This is a genomic window from Actinomycetospora endophytica (genome assembly GCF_021026375.1).
Taxonomy (GTDB): domain Bacteria; phylum Actinomycetota; class Actinomycetes; order Mycobacteriales; family Pseudonocardiaceae; genus Actinomycetospora; species Actinomycetospora endophytica.
Genome location: NZ_JAJNDB010000003.1, coordinates 88269 through 103821, shown reverse-complemented (window position 1 = coordinate 103821; position 15553 = coordinate 88269). Strand labels below are relative to the sequence as shown.

The window sequence follows — 15553 nt, the reverse complement described above, 5'->3', positions numbered from 1 at the left end:
CTAGTCGCGATGGTCCAGCGCGTTAGGTGAGCGCCCGCACCACCGGCATCGGCAGCAGCCGCAGCGCCGGCCCGAGCAGCGACCACGGCCAGCGCGGGACGTAGGCGTGGGCGGGACGGCGCTCGATGGCCTCCACCAGCGCGCGGACCCCGGTCGGCCCGTCGACCGCGAACGGCATCGACATGCCCTCGTTGAGGTCGGTGCGGATGAAGCCGGGCGCGATCGTGGTGACGTCGATGGCGGTGCCCGCGACGTCGGAGCGGATGCCCTCGGCCAGCGTCGAGAGCCCGGCCTTCGTCGCCGAGTACACGGTCGCCGACCCACGCAGCCCGCGGTCGGCGGCGACCGAGGAGATGACGACGAGGTGCCCGGACCCCTGCTCCCGGAAGATCTCCATGGCGGCCTCGCACTGGGCGAGCGCGGCGACGAAGTTCGTCCGGGCGGTCGCCAGGTTGGCGTCCGGCTTCCCGCTGCCGACCGGGCGGCCGTTGCCGATCCCCGCGTTGACCACGACGCGGTCGAGTCCGCCGAGCTCCTCGCGCATCCGGGAGAAGACGGCCGCGACCGCGTCGTCGTCGGTGACGTCGAGAGCCGCCGTCTCCACCCGTGGTCCGCCCGGGCGGGCGGTCAGCTCGGCCGCGAGGGCGTCGAGGCGGTCGGTGCGGCGGGCGACGAGGGCGAGGTCGTGGCCGCGGGCGGCGAACGCACGCGCCATGCCCTCGCCCAGCCCCGAGCTCGCGCCGGTGATCAGTGTGCGCACGCGGCCATGAGATCACCGGTGGGCGACGACGTTCACCACGACCCCGCCCGGGGTGCGGACGAAGAACCGCCGCACGCCCCACGGCTCGTCGGTCGGCGGATGCTCGACGCGCAGACCGTCGGCCACGGCCCGGGCGTGCAGCTCGTCCACGGTCTCCGGGGTCCCGACGTCCACCGAGACCGCCGCCTCGACCGGTGCCGTCGCGTCCCGGGAGACCAGCTGGACCTGGACCGGCATCGTCACGTCGGCCGCGCGGTGGTTGACCACCCAGCCCTGGTCCATCGCCGTCTCCAGCCCGAGGAGGCCGGTCCAGAACGGGGTGTCGACGGCGGGGTCGGTGACGGACAGGTTCGCGACGACGCGCCGGACCGGTGTGGGGCTCATGGCCGATCAGGGTTCCCGACGACGGGGGCCGCCGGCTTGGACGAATCCGATCGCCCCGTCCCCGTCGGCGACGGGGCGACCGGGCGACGGAACCGCGGCAGCAGCCGGCCCGTCGTCGCCGCGTACTGCTCGTAGGCCGCGCCGAGCCCGGCCCGCAGCGCCCGCTCCTCGACCGCGATCCGGTAGCCGAGACCGATCCCGACGACGGCGGTCATGACCAGCGCCGCCGCGACGCTGCCGCCGGTGAGGCCGAACCCGAGCACGCCGACCAGCGCGCCCAGGTACGACGGGTGCCGGATCACCCGGTACGGCCCGCGTCGCACCACCTCGTGGTCGGCCTGGATGGTCACGACGCCCCGGAAGAACCGCCCGAGCACGATGATCGAGGCGAACCGGAACGTGATCCCGACGAGGGCGATCGCGAGCCCGACCCACAGCGCCACCGGCCGCGGGAGCACCAGGAACCCCTGGAAGGGACCCGCGGCCGGTCCGCACGCGAACCCGACCAGGACCAGCACGACGAGGCTCGCCCACTCCGACCGGCCACCCCCACGACCCCGGTGCCACTGCCAGGCCTGCAGCACGACCTCGCCGGTCAACCACGCCCCGGCCAGCGCGAGGACGGCCGCTCCCCCGGCGCTCACGAGCGCACCCCGGCCATCACCGGCGCGCCCGGCAGCGACTGCACCCGGCGCATCGTCATGAGGCCCTGGACGCCGAGGCTGACCGCGATGAACAGCAGCACGCTCGAGGCGTTCACCGCGTCCGCGGAGGGGGCGATCACGCGGGCGAGGACGTCGAGACCGATGTGCACCCCGATCCCGACGATCCACAGCGCCGCCGTCATCGCATGGCCCTGGGTGTAGACGACGCCGTCGCGCACCCAGAGCTTCACGGTGGCCGCCCGCAGCAGGCCGAGCGCCGCGCCGACCACCAGCCCCGTGGTCAGCAGCGTCCAACCGACCACCGACACCGGGTGTGCCCCGGCCGTGGAGGCGATCTCGACGAGACCGACGACCCCGAGGATCCCGGCCAGCCGCAGCCGGCGCGGCGAGAACTGCCGCACCCGCAGCTGGTTGTAGAGGATCCAGCCCAGCACCGCGATCCCCACGATCACCTGCAGCGTCCCGCTCATCGCCCTCGCCCTCCCCGCGTCCCCGGGCCCCGCGGCCCGGACGAGATCCAGACTCGTCACCGCGGGACGCGCGGGCGTCCACCCGCGGGTGGAGACGGGGTGGAGGACGGGTGTGCGACGGCGGGTGCAGGTCCAGACTCGACGGCGTGACCACGCGGACCGGCCCCGGGAGAACGGGCGAGACTGCGGGCGGCGTGTCCCCGGAGCCCGCCCCGCGGCCCGCCTACCAGACGGCGGGTGTGCCGACCCCGCGCACCGCGTCGACCCGCGCCCGCCTCGCGCAGACCGGCCGGCCGCTGCTCTGGCTCGCCGTCGTCGCCGGGACGATCTGGCCGTTGACGGGCCGCGCGATCGTGGCCGCCGTCGTCGTGCTGCTCGGCGCGGCCTGCGCGGTCGTCGCGGCGCGCGACCCGCGCATCCCGTCGGTCACCGGCGACGGCGAGCGGTGGCGCACCGTGATGCTGTCGCTCTGCGCCCTCGGCGGGTTGATCGCGACGCTGCTGGTCCCGCAGGGCGCGGGGTGGGCCACGGCCCTCGTCGGCGGGGCGCTGATCGGCCGCCTCGTCATCGACCCCCGGCTCATCTGGGGGTTCTCGATCGTCGCCGGGATCGCCGCCGGCGTCGCGTTCAGCCATGCCACCGGGTCGCCGTGGTCGTTGCTCGTCGGCCTGGCGGTTCCCGCCCTCGCCTCACGCTCGCTCGACCGGGCCCGCCTGCACCGCGAGCACGCCCGCGTCACGGCGCTGCTCGTCGAGCGGGACGCGCTGCGCGAGGTCGAGCTGGCCGCCGCGGCGGGCGAGGAGCGCGCGCGGATCGCCCGCGACCTGCACGACGTCCTCGCCCACACCCTCTCCGGCCTGTCGCTGCACCTGCAGGGCATCCGCGCGGTCGCGGCGAAGCGGCTGGGTCCCGACGACCCGGTGATCGGCTCGGTCGACAAGGCCGCGGACCTCGCCCGCACCGGGCTCGCCGAGGCCAAGGAGGCGGTCGCCGCCCTGCGCGAGGACTCCCCGCGGCCCGCGCCCGGCGCCGCCGACCTCGCCGCGCTCGCCGACGAGCACGGCGCCACCCTGACCGTCTCGGGCGATCCGGACGCGCTCGCGCCGTCGATCCGGGAGACGGTGTTCGCGACGGTCCGCGAGGCGCTCACCAACGCCGGCCGGCACGCGCCCGACGCCCCGGTGACGATCACGCTCGACGTCGGCGACGCCGTCGAGGTCCGGGTGGCGAACGAGGGGCCGGGGTCGGAACCGGGGCCCGCCCGGGCCCGCGGCGACGTCGGCGGCGGGCGGGGCCTGGTCGGGCTGCGCGAACGTGCGGCCCTCGTCGGCGCCACCCTCGACGCCGGGCCGGACGGCGACGGCTGGCGGGTGAGCCTGCACGTCCCGGTGCCCGTCCCCGCGGGGCATCCGGCAGGCTGATCACCGTGACCCCGCCGTCGTCGACCCCCGTCCGCGTCGTGCTCGCCGACGACCAGGCCGTCGTGCGCGACGGCCTCGCCATGCTGCTCTCGGCCGCCGACGATCTCGAGGTCGTCGCCACCGCGGCCGACGGGACCCGCGCGGTGGAGGTCGTGCTCGCCGAGCGCCCGGACGTGGCGCTCGTGGATCTCCGGATGCCCGGCCTCGACGGCAGCGAGGTGACCGCCGCGGTCCGCCGCGACGCCCCCGAGGTCCGGGTGCTGATCCTGACGACGTTCGCCGACGACGACGCCGTGCTCCCGGCCCTGCGGGCGGGCGCCGCCGGCTACCTGACCAAGGACACGACCGGCGAGGCGCTGCTCTCCGCGATCCGCACCGTCGCCGCGGGCGGGTCGGTGCTCGACTCGGCGGTGCAGCGGCGCCTCGTCGACCTGGCCGGGGCTCCCGCCGTGGCGCCCGGTCCGACCCCGGAACCCGACCTGCCCGAGGGCCTCACCGCCCGCGAGGTCGACACCCTGCGGCTCGTCGCCCAGGGCCTGTCGAACCAGCAGGTGGCCTCGAAGCTCTTCGTCAGCGAGGCGACGGTGAAGACCCACGTCAACCACCTGATCTCCAAGCTGGGCGTGGAGGGACGGCCGGCGCTGGTCGCGTGGGCGTGGCGGAACGGGGTTGCTTCGGGCTGAGGCGACCCGCTTCCGCTACAGGCCCAACGTCTTCCCGATGATGTCGCGCTGGATCTCGCTGGTGCCGCCGTACACCGTCGAGACGACCGACTGGCGCAGCAGCCGCTCCATCCCGTACTCGGTGGCGTAGCCGTAGCCGCCGAGCATCTGCATCCCCTCGAGCGAGAGGTGCTTGGCCAGCTCGGTGGCCTTGAGCTTCGCCATCGACGCCTCCTTCGGGAACAGCGCCGTCGGGTTCGCGTCGATGGTGCGGGCGGTGTCGTGCACGAGCAGCTTCGTCGCGGCCAGCTCGGTCGCGTTGTCGGCGATCCGGTGGCGCATCGCCTGGAAGCTGCCGACCGGGCGCCCGAACTGCTCGCGCTCCTTGACGTAGGCCAGCGTGTCGTCGAACGCGCGGCGCCCGAGCCCGAGCATGAGACCCGCGAGGATCATCCGCTCCAGGTTCAGCCCGGCCATGAGCTGGCGCCAACCCTGCCCCTCGGTCCCGACGACGGCGTCGAACGGCAGGCGGCAGTTCGTGAAGTAGAGGTCGTTGACCTCCTTGCCGCCCATCGTCTCGATCCCGCGGATCTCGAGGCCCTCGACGTCGGTGGGGACGACGAGCATCGTCAGGCCGTCGTGCTTGCCGCCCTCGGTGGAGGTCCGCGCCACCAGCAGGATGTGCGAGGCGATGTGGGCGTTCGAGCACCAGGTCTTCTGGCCCTCGACGAGCCAGCCGTCCTCGGTCTTGGTCGCCTTGCAGGTCAGGCCGCCGACGTCGGACCCGGCGCCCGGCTCGGACATCGAGATCGCCAGGACGTCGCCGCGGATCATCCCGCCGAGCAGCTCCTGCTTCTGGGACTCGGAGCCGAACTTCTTGATCGCCTCCGCGGTGATGATCGTGGTGCCGAACCCGCCGATCGGCGCCTGCTGGTAGGCGGTCTCCTCGAGGAAGACGAGCAGGTCGGTCATCGATCCGTCGGCCCCGCCGTAGGCCTCCGGCAGCGCGATGCCGAGCCAGCCGAGGTCGGCCATCTTGCGGTAGATCTCGTCGCTGTGCGGGCCGTCCGCGGTCAGGCGGTCGCGCGTCTCCTTGTCCGGGATCTCCCGGCGGGCGAACTCGCCGATCGCGGCGGCGAGGGCGTCCTGCTCCTCGGTGAGCGTCACGGGCATGGTCTCTCCTTTCGGATGTGAACGAATGTGGTCGTCCAGACGACCGAATCCATTCACATGGCTTCGAAGAAGCCCTTCTGATCCAGGTGGGCGAGCAGCAGGTCACGGCCGTCGAGGACGTGACGGGACATGACGTCGCGGGCGCGTTCGGCGTCGCCGGCCGCGAGCGCGTCGAGCAGGTCGGAGTGCGAGCGCCGCGTGGCCGAGCGCCAGGCCGCGCTCGCCGTGTAGAAGCGCGGTGGCAGGTAACGCTCGGCGCAGCCGGCGAGCCAGGCCAGCTTGCGCGAGGCCGCGGCCCGGTTCACCGCGGCGTGGAACTCGTGCTCGGCGTGGGCCAGCGCGAGGCCGTCCTCGTCATCAGCACCCTCCTCGTCGTCAGCACCATGCGCGTCACACACCTCGACGAGCCGACCGACCTCGCCGTCGTGCTCCCGCAGCGCCGTCAGGTCGGCCGGGCCGACGGCGACCGCCGCCCGGGCCGCGAGCTCCCCGGTGAGATGGGCCTGCGCCGCGAAGAGATCCCCGACGTCGCCGCGGGCCATCGGCGCGACCACGTACCCGCGCCGCGGCAGCGCCCGCACCATGTCGTCCGCGCGGAGCGACTGCAGCGCCTCGCGGACCGGGGTCTGGCTCACCCCGAACTCCTCGCCGAGGCGGTCCACGCGCAGGAACGTCCCCGGCGGCAGCTCCCCGGAGAGGATCCGGTCCCGCAGCAGCAGCGCCACGCGGTCCGGGAGCGCGAGGGCCTCCCCGAGCGACCAGGACCCGCCTGTCGAGGTTCCCGACGACGCGACCATGCTGTCACCGTATCCTATTGAATATAGGATCGTGCATGATCGGGGCCGGACGCGACGACCCGGGAGGCACCGTGCTGATCGACCCCGCCCGTGACGGCACGCCACGCCGCGCGGCCGACACCGTGACGGCGGCGGTGGCCCTGGCCGCCGCGGCGAACGTGATCATGCAGCTGGCCCGGCCCGGCGTCGGGCACGGCGTGGTGGAGAGTCGCGTCGAGTCCGGCAACCTCATGCTCCACCCGTGGCACCGTCTCCGGACCACGAGCAGCTACCTGTCCGTGACGATGCTCGGCGACGAGCCCGACATCCGCGCGTACCGGCGGGCGGTCGGGCGCTCCCACGCGCAGGTGCGCTCGACGGCGTCCAGCCCGGTCGCCTACGACGCGTTCGACCGCGAGCTGCAGATGTGGGTCGCCGGTTGCCTCCTGCGCGCGTTCGAGGACACCTGGGCGCTCCTGCACGGCCGCCCCGGCGCGTGGCTGCCCGACGACGTCTACCGGGAGTGCGCCCCGCTGGGCACCGGCCTGCAGGTCCGGCCGGAGCAGTGGCCGGACGATCGCGCGGCGTTCGAGCGCTGGTGGGACGGCGAACTCGAGAACGTGCGCCTCGACGACACCGTGCGCACCTACCTGTGGCGCCTGATCGACCTCGACTTCCTGCCCGGTCCGTTCCGGATCACCGCGGGGGCGAACGCCTTCCTGACCACGGGCTTCCTGCGCGAGCCGTTCCGATCGCTGATGGGGCTCGAGTGGTCCGACGCCGACCAGGAGCGCTTCGAGACGACGATGCGCCGGATCGGCGCGGTCCTGACCCGCCTCCCGGGACCGCTGCGCCGCTTCCCCTACAACGCCTATCTCGCCGACGTCCGCGCGCGGCGTCGCCTCGGGATGCCGCTGGTGTGACGACGGGTCAGGCTGATCGGGTGCGCATCATCGCGATCGAGGAACACGCCTTCCCGAAGGACCTGGACCTGCCCGGCGCGATGGGCTCCGGGATGCCCGGCGTGCTCGACGAGCTGGACGACCTCGGCGAGGGCCGGCTCGCGACCATGGACGCTGCAGGGGTCGACGTGCAGGTCCTCTCGGTCCTCGGGCACGGCATCCAGGAGGCCGGCGCCGCGGGCGTCGGGCTGGCCCGCGCCGCCAACGACCGCCTCGCCGCGGCCGTCGCCGAGCACCCCGACCGCTTCGGCGCCTTCGCCACGCTCCCCCTCGGCGACCCAACGGCCGCCGCCGAGGAGCTGCGCCGCACCGTCGGCGAGGCGGGCTTCGTCGGCGCCATGATCTTCGGCCAGACCCACGGGCGCTTCCTCGACGATCCCCAGTTCACGCCCGTGCTCGCCGCCGCCACCGCGCTGGGCGTGCCGATCTACCTGCACCCCGCCCCGCCGCCACCCGCCGTCGCCGACGTCTACTTCGCGCGCCTGCCCGAACACGCGGGCGCCACGCTCGCGACGGCGGGGTGGGGCTGGCACGCCGAGACCGGCATGCACGTGCTGCGCCTCGCCGTCTCCGGGACGTTCGACGCGCACCCGGACCTGCGCCTCGTCGTCGGGCACATGGGCGAGAACCTGCCGTTCTCGCTCGCCCGGGCCGACGAGCGCCTGACCCCGTCCTCCGCCGGCGAGCGGTCGGTGTGGGACACGGTCCTCGACCAGGTCCTCATCACGACCGCGGGCTACACCACCGGGCCCCCGCTGGCCTGCGCGCTCGCGACGTTCGGGCCGGAGCGGATCCTCTTCTCGGTCGACCACCCGTTCGCGGACTCGACCCAGGCGACGTCCTTCCTGCGCGACGCCGCGCTGGACGACGGCGATCGGGACTGCATCGCCCACGGGAACGCGAAGGCGCTGCTCGGGTTGTAGCGCCGGGGTCGGTCAGCAGTCAGCAGCCGGCGGTCTCCGGCGTGCAGGTCCGGCACGCCCGGCGCTGCTCGGCCAGGTCCCGGCCGTCCGCCCAGACCCGCACGACCTCGATCCCCGGCGCGCGACGGTTCCGCGGCACCCCGGGGTGCCGGTGGTGGTGCACCGACCCGTCCCGGGTGGCCCGGCGCAGGGCGGTGACGGCACGGCGCGTGCGCTCACCCATGTCGAGCGACGACTGGGTCGGCACGACGACGGCGGCCGGTTCCTGCGGCGTGCGGGGGCTCGGCGCGCCGGGGGCGGCCTCGGTGTCGTGGGGAGCGGGGGCCGGGGAGATGTCACGCGAGACGGTCACATGTCCGGTTTCGGCCGTACCGCGACGGACCTTGAGCCCGGCCTCCCGGCCCCGTGCGGCCGAACGTGGCGCCGAGATCTCCCCCGGATGCTGATCTTGGTCGTGGTCGCGTGACGCCCTGTCGTGCCCGCCGGCGCCCCCGTCGGTGGGTCGGTCGCCGCCACGCCGACGGGACCGACCGTCCGGACACGAACGGGGCAGTGCAAGCCGCCGCCCGCCTCGCTGAGCGACCGTGGCCGACCACCGCCACGCCACCCGAAGGCGTGATCATTCCGAGGGCGACTACAGCGTCTGGCCACCGTCGATCGTGATCGTCTGGCCGGTGATCGCCCGCGACGTCACGAGCCCGACGACGGCGGCCGCGATGTCGTCGACCGTCGTCTCGCGGCCGACGATCGCGTTCGCGGCGAGCGCCCGGCCCTGCTCCTCCTTGCCCGCCCACCAGCGGGTGAGCACGAGGCCCGGCCACACCTCGTTGACCCGCGCCGGCGCCAGCGCGTTCGCGAGCGCCCGGGTCAGGCCGGAGAGGGCGGCCTTCGACACCACGTAGGGCACCGACGACCCCCGCCCCGACGACACCGAGGCGCTCCCGACGTTGATGACGCACCCGTCGTCGGCCGCGCGCAGGTCCTCCGCCGCCGCCCGCGCGCAGTGCCACGCGGAGAGCGTGTTCAGCCGGAAGAGCCGCTCGAAGACCTCGTCGTCCGCCGCCTCGAGGTCGTCCAGCGCGATGTGCTCGGTGCCGCCGGCGTTGTTGACCAGGACCGAGACCGGGCCGAGCGCCTCCCGGACGTCGGTCATCAGCGCCCGCACCGCGTCGTCGTCGGTGACGTCGGTCGGGAACGCCGCGGCGGTGCCGCCTGCCGCGCGGATGGCCTCGACGGTGGCCGCCGCCTCGTCGGCGGAGCGGCTGTACACCACCGCCACCGGGTGCCCGAGGCGGGCGAGTGCCTCCGCGATCGCCCGACCGATGCCGGTGCCGCCACCCGTCACCACCGCCGCCATGAGGTCCTCCTCGGCTCGTCGTCGTCCCCGACGGAGATGATGGTCGCGTGTCCGCCCGCCCAGACTCCGCCGCGCCCGAGAACCCCGATGCCCGACCTGTCGTCACCGTCCGGGCGATCCGCCCGGACGACGTGCCCACGGTGGTCCGCTACGTCCACGAGCTCGCCGAGTACGAGCGCGAGCCCGAGTCCTGCCTACTGAGCGCCGAGCAGCTGCACGCCGCGCTGTTCTCGGACCGTCCGGCGGTGTTCGGCCACGTCGCGGACGTCGACGGCGCGGTCGCCGGGATGGCGCTGTGGTTCGTCACCTTCTCGACCTGGACCGGGGCGCACGGCATGCACCTCGAGGATCTCTACGTCTCGCCGTCGTTCCGCCGGCTCGGGCTGGCGCGGGCCCTGCTGGCCCGCCTCGCGACGACGTGCCGTGAGCGCGGGTGGGCGCGGCTCGAGTGGGCGGTGCTCGACTGGAACACCCCGGCGCTCGACTTCTACGCGACCCTCCGGTCGACCCCGCAGGACGGCTGGACCACGCACCGGGTCGACGGTCCGGCGCTGGACGACCTGGCGGCGCTCGACCACTGACTCACGTCGGCGGGCCGCTCTCCCTCGCGAAGACGACGGTGTTGTCGCGGTAGTTGCGCGTGCTCTCGTCGAACGAGCCGCTGCAGGTGATCAGGCGGAGCTCCGGGCCCGGGGTACCGGCGTAGACCTCGGTCGAGGGGAAGGTGTCCTTGGCGAAGGAGCGGGTGGCGTAGACGGTGAAGGGCACCGTGCGCCCGTCCTCGCGGGTCACCGCCACGGTGTCCCCGGGGACGAGCGCTCCGAGCCGGAAGAACACCGACGGCCCGTTCGCCGCCGAGTCGATGTGCCCGACGATCACCGACGGACCCTGCTGTCCCGGGGTGACCGAGTAGCGGTACCAGGCGGCGAGGTCGTAGAGCGGGCCCTTGGCCGGGACCTCCATCGTCCGGTCCGGGTTCAGCCCGACCGAGGCCACGCGCGAGTCGACACCGATCCGGCCGATGACGATGCGGGCCGGCGGCGAGGGCGGCGGGCCCACCGGGGTAGACGGGGCCGTCGACGCCGGGGGCCGCGGGGCGACCTGGGTGATCGGGGGCGGTGCCGGGAGCGAGCCCGCGTCGTGCTCGACGGGGGCGCTCTGCTGGAGGAGCAGCCCGGCCGTGATCGCCCCGATCCCGATCAGCGCGAGCAGCCCCGCGAGGCCGAGCAGCAGCGGACCGCGACGCCACCGGGAGGTGGAGGGGTCGGACGGCGCCGACGCCGGAGCGTCGGCGCCGTCCTCGTTCGTTCCCAGTCGTCAGTCCTGGGTGCGACGACGACGGGTCGCCGCCACCGCGACGCCACCGGCCGCGACCAGCGCGACGCCACCGAGGCCGAACAGCTCGCCGTGCTCGACGCCCGACGTGCTCCCGGCGCCGGTCTGCACGCCACCCGACGGCGTCTGGCTGGGCGCGCCGCCGGTGCCGGTGCTGCCCGAACCGGAGCCGCTGCCCGAGCTGCCCGAACCGGCGGACCCTCCGGACCCGGCGGCACCGCCCGAGCCCGCGGCCCCACCGGCCGCACCGCCCTGGCCCTCGGCGCCGGGCTGTCCCGCGGCCGCGCCGCCTGCGGCACCCCCCGAGGCCCCGCCGGCGGCACCGCTCGCGGCACTTGGCTGTCCCGGCGCCGGCTGGCCCGGCTGACCGGGCTGGCCGCCCTGGCCCGGGATGCTCGGCAGGTTCGACGGCAGGGCCGTCGGAACCCCGGACGGCAGGTTCTGCGGAACCTGCGGCGTCCCTCCGGAGCACGCTCCCAGGGCGCCGATCGACAGCGCCGCCGCTGCGATCGCCAACCCGGCGCGGGTCATGGTCACTCGCGTCATGAGTCCTCCCCGTGTCTCGTTCCGATGACGAGTCGCGGGTTTCTTACCCGATACGCGAGGTCTCACACAGCACGCGAGCCGTTAGCACGCAACCTTTTGTGGAGTTCTCTCATCCGTTCCTCAGTGTTCCACTCCGACTCCGGCGCGTGACCAGCGAAGACGACGTCTCAGGACGGATCGGGCAGGGTCTCGCCGGCCTCGATCGCGACGTCGAGCACGTTGTCCGCCGGCGGGAGCGGGCACGTCGCGTAGGCGGTGAGCGCGCACGGCAGGTTGACCGTGCGGTTGAAGTCGATGGGGAGCGAGCCGTCCGCCGCCGGATCGGCCGTCCGCAGGATGCGTCCGCCGCCGTAGGTGCTGACGCCGCTGGTGGCGTCGCGGAAGTGCAGCGACAGTCCGCCGTCCTTGCCGGCGAGGGCCACCAGCCGGTGCTCGTGCCCGTCCACCGGGAACGTCACGGTCCCCACCGCCGTCGGGAAGTGCTGCAGCCCGTCGACGACGGCGCCGACCGTGATCCGCTCCGGCGCGGCGTAGGCCTCGAAGCGCCCCGTGACGACCCATCGCGCGTCCACCGGGAACGCGGGCACGCCGGTGAAGGCGGCGCGGGTGGCGGCGCGCGGGTCGCGGACGCGCAGCGCGTACGAGTCGGTGCGGCGGGCGAGCTCGACGACCCGGTCCCCGACGGCGACCAGGACGCCCGGCGCCCCGTCGACGGGCCGGACCGTGGCCGTGCCGTCCACGCGCTCGCCCTCGACCTCGACCCCGTCCGCCGCCGACGCGGCGATCTCGATGCTGCCGTCACCCGGGGCGCGCCACGTGCCCGGCAGGTCGGCGATCGCCCGCGGGGTCTCGTCCAGCCACTCGAGGGCCGTGAGCGCCAGCCAGCCGTGCGGCTCGCGCAGGGTCGCCTCGCGGTCGTCGTGCCAGCGCTGCCAGTCCGCGAGCAGGGTCGTGCTGTCGTCGGTGACGGTCATCGGACGTCCTCCCGGTGTCGGGTCCTGCCCGGGCCAACCCCGGGCGGCGGCCACGGATTCCGGTCGCCACCAATTCAGACGGTCACGGATTCCGGCGGGCCGGGCGCACCGGCCCGCCGGAGCCCGCGGAGCTCAGGCCTCGACGACCTTGGCCCCCTCGGCCGCTTTCTGTACCGACTCACAACCCTTCCGGGCCGCGGCCTTCGTCTCGTAGGCCTCCCCCGACGCCACGATCTGCCCGTTGCTCGCCTTGAGACGGAAGCGGAACTTCCCGGAACGGTCCTCGTAGACCTCGAACTTCCCAGACATGACCCCTGCCTCCCCTTGATGCCGAAACTGCTGGTCAGAAGGGACGCTAGCGCCGGACGACCATCGAGGAGAACCGTTCCTCCCGGCGCGTCGACCCGGAAGCCATGATCACGACGGCCGGCCGCGTTCCGGACCATCGCCTCGAACCGACCAGAATTCACATGTTCTCAGCATGTCGTCCCGTGATCGTTGCAAGCGCTTACTAGCCTCTCGCCCGTCCGTCCGGTACTCGCCGTGACGGAGCGGTCACGGGGAGGACGGCGATGGCAGAACCCACGACGACGACGGCGGACAGCTACGACAACTCATCGCTCGCCCACGAGGACGAGGGCTATCACAAGGGGCTGAAGCCCCGTCAGGTCCAGATGATCGCGATCGGCGGCGCGATCGGCACCGGCCTGTTCCTGGGCGCCGGCGGACGGCTCGCGAGCGCCGGACCGGGCCTTTTCCTGGTCTACGCGTTCTGCGGGATCTTCGTCTTCCTCATCCTGCGAGCCCTCGGCGAACTGGTGCTGCACCGGCCGTCGTCGGGGTCCTTCGTGTCCTACGCCCGGGAGTTCTACGGCGAGAAGGCCGCCTACGTCGCCGGCTGGCTGTACTTCCTGAACTGGGCGATGACCTCGATCGTCGACACCACCGCGATCGCGACCTACATGCACTACTGGACGGCGTTCCAGGTGATCCCGCAGTGGACGATCGCGCTCATCGCCCTGGTGATCGTGCTGACGATGAACCTCATCTCGGTCAAGCTGTTCGGCGAGATCGAGTTCTGGGCCGCGATCATCAAGGTGGTGGCGCTGGTCGCGTTCCTCGTGATCGGCACGGTGTTCCTCGTCGGGCGGTTCCCCGTCGAGGGCCGGCCGACCGGGTTCGGGATGGTCGGCGACACGGGCGGGCTCTTCCCGACCGGGATCCTCCCGCTGGTGATCGTCATCAGCGGCGTGGTGTTCGCGTACGCGGCGGTCGAGCTGGTGGGCACCGCGGCGGGCGAGACCGAGAACCCCGAGAAGGTCATGCCGCGCGCGATCAACTCGGTGGTCGCCCGCATCGCGCTCTTCTACGTCGGCTCGCTCGTGCTCCTCGCGCTGCTGCTGCCCTACACGATGTACTCGAAGTCGGAGAGCCCGTTCGTCACGTTCTTCGCGCACATCGGCGTCAACGGCTCGGGCACCGTCATGAACCTCGTCGTGCTCACCGCCGCGCTCTCCAGCCTCAACGCCGGCCTCTACTCGACCGGGCGCATCCTGCGGTCGATGGCGATGAACGGCAGCGCCCCGGCGTTCACGTCGCGGATGACCGGCAACGGCGTCCCGTGGGGCGGCATCGTGCTGACCTCGTGCATCACGCTGCTCGGGGTCGGGCTCAACGCCCTCAACCCGGGCGAGGCGTTCGAGATCGTGCTGAACATGTCCGCGCTGGGGATCCTCGCCTCGTGGGGCACGATCGTGCTCTGTCAGCTGCGGCTGTTCTCGTGGTGGCGGCACGGCATCGTGCACCGGCCGCACTTCCGGATGCCGGGCGCGCCGTGGTCGGGGTGGCTCACGGTGGCGTTCCTGGTCGCGGTGCTGGTGCTGATGGGCTTCGACTACCCGGTCGGCACCTACACGCTCGCCACGCTCGTCGTCATCATCCCGGCGTTGATCGTCGGCTGGTACCTGTGCCGCGACCGCGTCCGGGCCGCGGCGCTGGCCCGCGGCGAGATCACCGGCCAGTACCCCGTCGTCGCGGAACGCCCGGAGCGCGACGACGACTGACCAGGGCGGCTAGAGCGCCGCCCGGACGGCGTAGAGCTCCGGGAAGAAGGTGAGCTCGAGGGCGCGGCGCAGGAACGCCGCGCCGCTCGAGCCACCGGTCCCGGTGCGGAACCCGATGGTCCGCTCGACGGTCTTGAGGTGCCGGAAGCGCCAGAGCTGGACGTTCTCCTCGATGTCGACGAGCTCCTCGCAGGCCTCGTAGACGTCCCAGTACCGCTCCGGGTCGGCGTAGATCTCCCGGAAGACCTCGACGAGGCCGGCGTTCTCGACGTGCGGCTCCCGCACGTCACGGTGCAGCAGCTCCTCGGGCACCGCGTGCCCGCGACGAGCCAGCAGCCGGAGGAACTCGTCGTAGAGGCTCGGCCGGTCGAGGGCGTCGGTGAGGATGCGCTGCGCCGTCGGGTCGTCGGCGAACAGCGTGAGCATGTCCGCGTTCTTGTTCCCGAGGACGAACTCGACGGCGCGGTACTGGTAGCTCTGGAACCCCGACGACGTCCCCAGGAACCCCCGGAACTGGCCGTACTCGCTCGGGGTCAGCGTCGCGAGCACCGACCACTGCTCGATCAGCTGGCGCTGCACGTGCTTGACGCGGGCGAGCCGCTTGAGCGCCGGGGCGAGGTCGTCGCGGGCCAGGTCCTCGCAGGCGGTGGCGAGCTCGTGGAGCGCGAGCTTGAGCCAGAGCTCCGAGGTCTGGTGCTGGATGACGAACAGCAGCTCGTCGTGGTGCTCCGGGCGGGAGAGCGGGTGCTGCGCGGCCAGCAGCTCGTCGAGGTGCAGGTAGCTCCCGTACGACAGGTTCTCGGTGAAGTCCCGGACGACGCCCGCCTCGATGGGGCGGGTGTGGCGGTCCGGATCGACGCTCATCCGGCGCGCTCCTCGCCGCAGCGCGGGCAGGTCCCGGAGTTCGCCGGGTCCTGCTCGTCGGGATCCGGCATGGCCCCGCACGACGGGCAGAGCAGGTGCATCCAGCACACCGGGTCGCCGCCCTCGGACTCGTACTCGCGATGCTCGGCGGTCACGACGACGATCCTGCGCGCCCGGACGGGCCGCTACCAGTCTGTTCTGCCTTCACACCCGGCCGG

20 protein-coding genes are annotated in these 15553 nt (G+C 73.6%); 6 read left to right on the top strand and 14 right to left on the bottom strand.

The genetic code is table 11. The features are described 5' to 3' along the window. Nucleotides 1-22: 22 nt before the first annotated feature. The 4 genes from LQ327_RS15845 to LQ327_RS15830 are packed head-to-tail and all read right to left on the bottom strand — an operon-like array spanning nt 23 to nt 2279. The gene (locus LQ327_RS15845) at nt 23-760 is read right to left on the bottom strand and encodes an SDR family oxidoreductase (protein WP_308286324.1); all 738 of its coding nucleotides are present in this window, start codon (nt 758-760) and stop codon (nt 23-25) included. A gap of 12 nt (nt 761-772) precedes the next feature. Next, complete coding sequence (locus tag LQ327_RS15840) at nt 773-1144, bottom strand: VOC family protein (protein WP_230735346.1); 372 nt, start codon at nt 1142-1144, stop codon at nt 773-775. Beyond that, nucleotides 1141-1788: a methyltransferase family protein gene (locus tag LQ327_RS15835; RefSeq protein WP_230735344.1), complete on the bottom strand. Its 648-nt coding sequence runs from the start codon at nt 1786-1788 to the stop codon at nt 1141-1143. Before LQ327_RS15835 ends, LQ327_RS15840 begins: the two co-directional genes overlap by 4 nt. Continuing rightward, nucleotides 1785-2279 (bottom strand): hypothetical protein, encoded by a 495-nt coding sequence (locus tag LQ327_RS15830; protein WP_230735342.1) that lies wholly within the window; start codon nt 2277-2279, stop codon nt 1785-1787. The genes LQ327_RS15835 and LQ327_RS15830 overlap by 4 nt, the downstream gene beginning before the upstream one ends. 146 nt (nt 2280-2425) lie before the next feature. On the opposite strand from LQ327_RS15830, the gene LQ327_RS15825 reads away from it, so the two are divergent. Both LQ327_RS15825 and LQ327_RS15820 read left to right on the top strand, forming a co-directional pair. Beyond that, nucleotides 2426-3700, top strand: a complete 1275-nt coding sequence (locus tag LQ327_RS15825) for a sensor histidine kinase (RefSeq protein WP_230735341.1) — start codon at nt 2426-2428, stop codon at nt 3698-3700. 5 nt (nt 3701-3705) lie between these two features. Further along, nucleotides 3706-4383, top strand: a complete 678-nt coding sequence (locus tag LQ327_RS15820; protein WP_308286323.1) for a response regulator — start codon at nt 3706-3708, stop codon at nt 4381-4383. Between the two features lie 15 nt (nt 4384-4398). On the opposite strand, the gene LQ327_RS15815 is transcribed toward LQ327_RS15820, so the two are convergent. Together LQ327_RS15815 and LQ327_RS15810 are read right to left on the bottom strand one after the other, a co-directional pair. Beyond that, complete coding sequence (locus LQ327_RS15815) at nt 4399-5535, bottom strand: acyl-CoA dehydrogenase family protein (RefSeq protein ID WP_230735339.1); 1137 nt, start codon at nt 5533-5535, stop codon at nt 4399-4401. 53 nt (nt 5536-5588) lie between these two features. Continuing rightward, nucleotides 5589-6332, bottom strand: a complete 744-nt coding sequence (locus tag LQ327_RS15810; RefSeq protein WP_230735337.1) for a GntR family transcriptional regulator — start codon at nt 6330-6332, stop codon at nt 5589-5591. 35 nt (nt 6333-6367) lie between these two features. Between LQ327_RS15810 and LQ327_RS15805 the strand changes: the two genes are divergently transcribed. Further along, complete coding sequence (locus LQ327_RS15805) at nt 6368-7234, top strand: oxygenase MpaB family protein (protein ID WP_230735335.1); 867 nt, start codon at nt 6368-6370, stop codon at nt 7232-7234. 20 nt (nt 7235-7254) lie between these two features. After that, nucleotides 7255-8196 (top strand): amidohydrolase family protein, encoded by a 942-nt coding sequence (locus LQ327_RS15800; protein ID WP_230735333.1) that lies wholly within the window; start codon nt 7255-7257, stop codon nt 8194-8196. A 19-nt stretch (nt 8197-8215) separates the two neighbouring features. Here the strand turns inward: LQ327_RS15800 and LQ327_RS15795 are convergent, their stop codons facing one another. Both LQ327_RS15795 and LQ327_RS15790 read right to left on the bottom strand, forming a co-directional pair. Then, nucleotides 8216-8548, bottom strand: coding sequence for a hypothetical protein (locus LQ327_RS15795; protein WP_230735330.1), 333 nt, complete (start codon nt 8546-8548; stop codon nt 8216-8218). Nucleotides 8549-8830: 282 nt separating this feature from the next. Next, entirely contained in the window at nt 8831-9553 is a 723-nt protein-coding gene (locus LQ327_RS15790; protein WP_230735328.1) for an SDR family NAD(P)-dependent oxidoreductase, read from the bottom strand. 47 nt (nt 9554-9600) lie between these two features. On the opposite strand from LQ327_RS15790, the gene LQ327_RS15785 reads away from it, so the two are divergent. Further along, nucleotides 9601-10134, top strand: coding sequence for a GNAT family N-acetyltransferase (locus LQ327_RS15785; RefSeq protein ID WP_230735325.1), 534 nt, complete (start codon nt 9601-9603; stop codon nt 10132-10134). 1 nt (nt 10135) lies between these two features. Here LQ327_RS15785 and LQ327_RS15780 read toward each other — a convergent pair whose 3' ends face one another. From LQ327_RS15780 to LQ327_RS15765, 4 genes are all read right to left on the bottom strand, one after another. After that, nucleotides 10136-10612 (bottom strand): class F sortase, encoded by a 477-nt coding sequence (locus LQ327_RS15780; RefSeq protein ID WP_230735323.1) that lies wholly within the window; start codon nt 10610-10612, stop codon nt 10136-10138. Nucleotides 10613-10870: 258 nt separating this feature from the next. Continuing rightward, nucleotides 10871-11434 carry a hypothetical protein gene (locus LQ327_RS15775; protein WP_230735321.1) on the bottom strand — a complete coding sequence of 188 codons (564 nt, stop codon included), beginning with the start codon at nt 11432-11434 and terminating at the stop codon, nt 10871-10873. Between the two features lie 167 nt (nt 11435-11601). After that, nucleotides 11602-12408 carry a DUF1684 domain-containing protein gene (locus tag LQ327_RS15770; RefSeq protein WP_230735319.1) on the bottom strand — a complete coding sequence of 269 codons (807 nt, stop codon included), beginning with the start codon at nt 12406-12408 and terminating at the stop codon, nt 11602-11604. A 132-nt stretch (nt 12409-12540) separates the two neighbouring features. Further along, nucleotides 12541-12717 carry a YegP family protein gene (locus LQ327_RS15765; protein WP_230735317.1) on the bottom strand — a complete coding sequence of 59 codons (177 nt, stop codon included), beginning with the start codon at nt 12715-12717 and terminating at the stop codon, nt 12541-12543. Nucleotides 12718-12980: 263 nt separating this feature from the next. Here LQ327_RS15765 and LQ327_RS15760 point away from each other — a divergent pair, with 263 nt between their 5' ends. Beyond that, nucleotides 12981-14471 carry an amino acid permease gene (locus LQ327_RS15760; protein ID WP_230735315.1) on the top strand — a complete coding sequence of 497 codons (1491 nt, stop codon included), beginning with the start codon at nt 12981-12983 and terminating at the stop codon, nt 14469-14471. Nucleotides 14472-14480: 9 nt separating this feature from the next. On the opposite strand, the gene kynA is transcribed toward LQ327_RS15760, so the two are convergent. Further along, complete coding sequence (gene kynA / locus LQ327_RS15755; RefSeq protein ID WP_230735313.1) at nt 14481-15335, bottom strand: tryptophan 2,3-dioxygenase; 855 nt, start codon at nt 15333-15335, stop codon at nt 14481-14483. Next, nucleotides 15332-15490, bottom strand: a complete 159-nt coding sequence (locus tag LQ327_RS15750) for a hypothetical protein (protein ID WP_230735311.1) — start codon at nt 15488-15490, stop codon at nt 15332-15334. Before LQ327_RS15750 ends, kynA begins: the two co-directional genes overlap by 4 nt. Nucleotides 15491-15553: the final 63 nt, after the last annotated feature.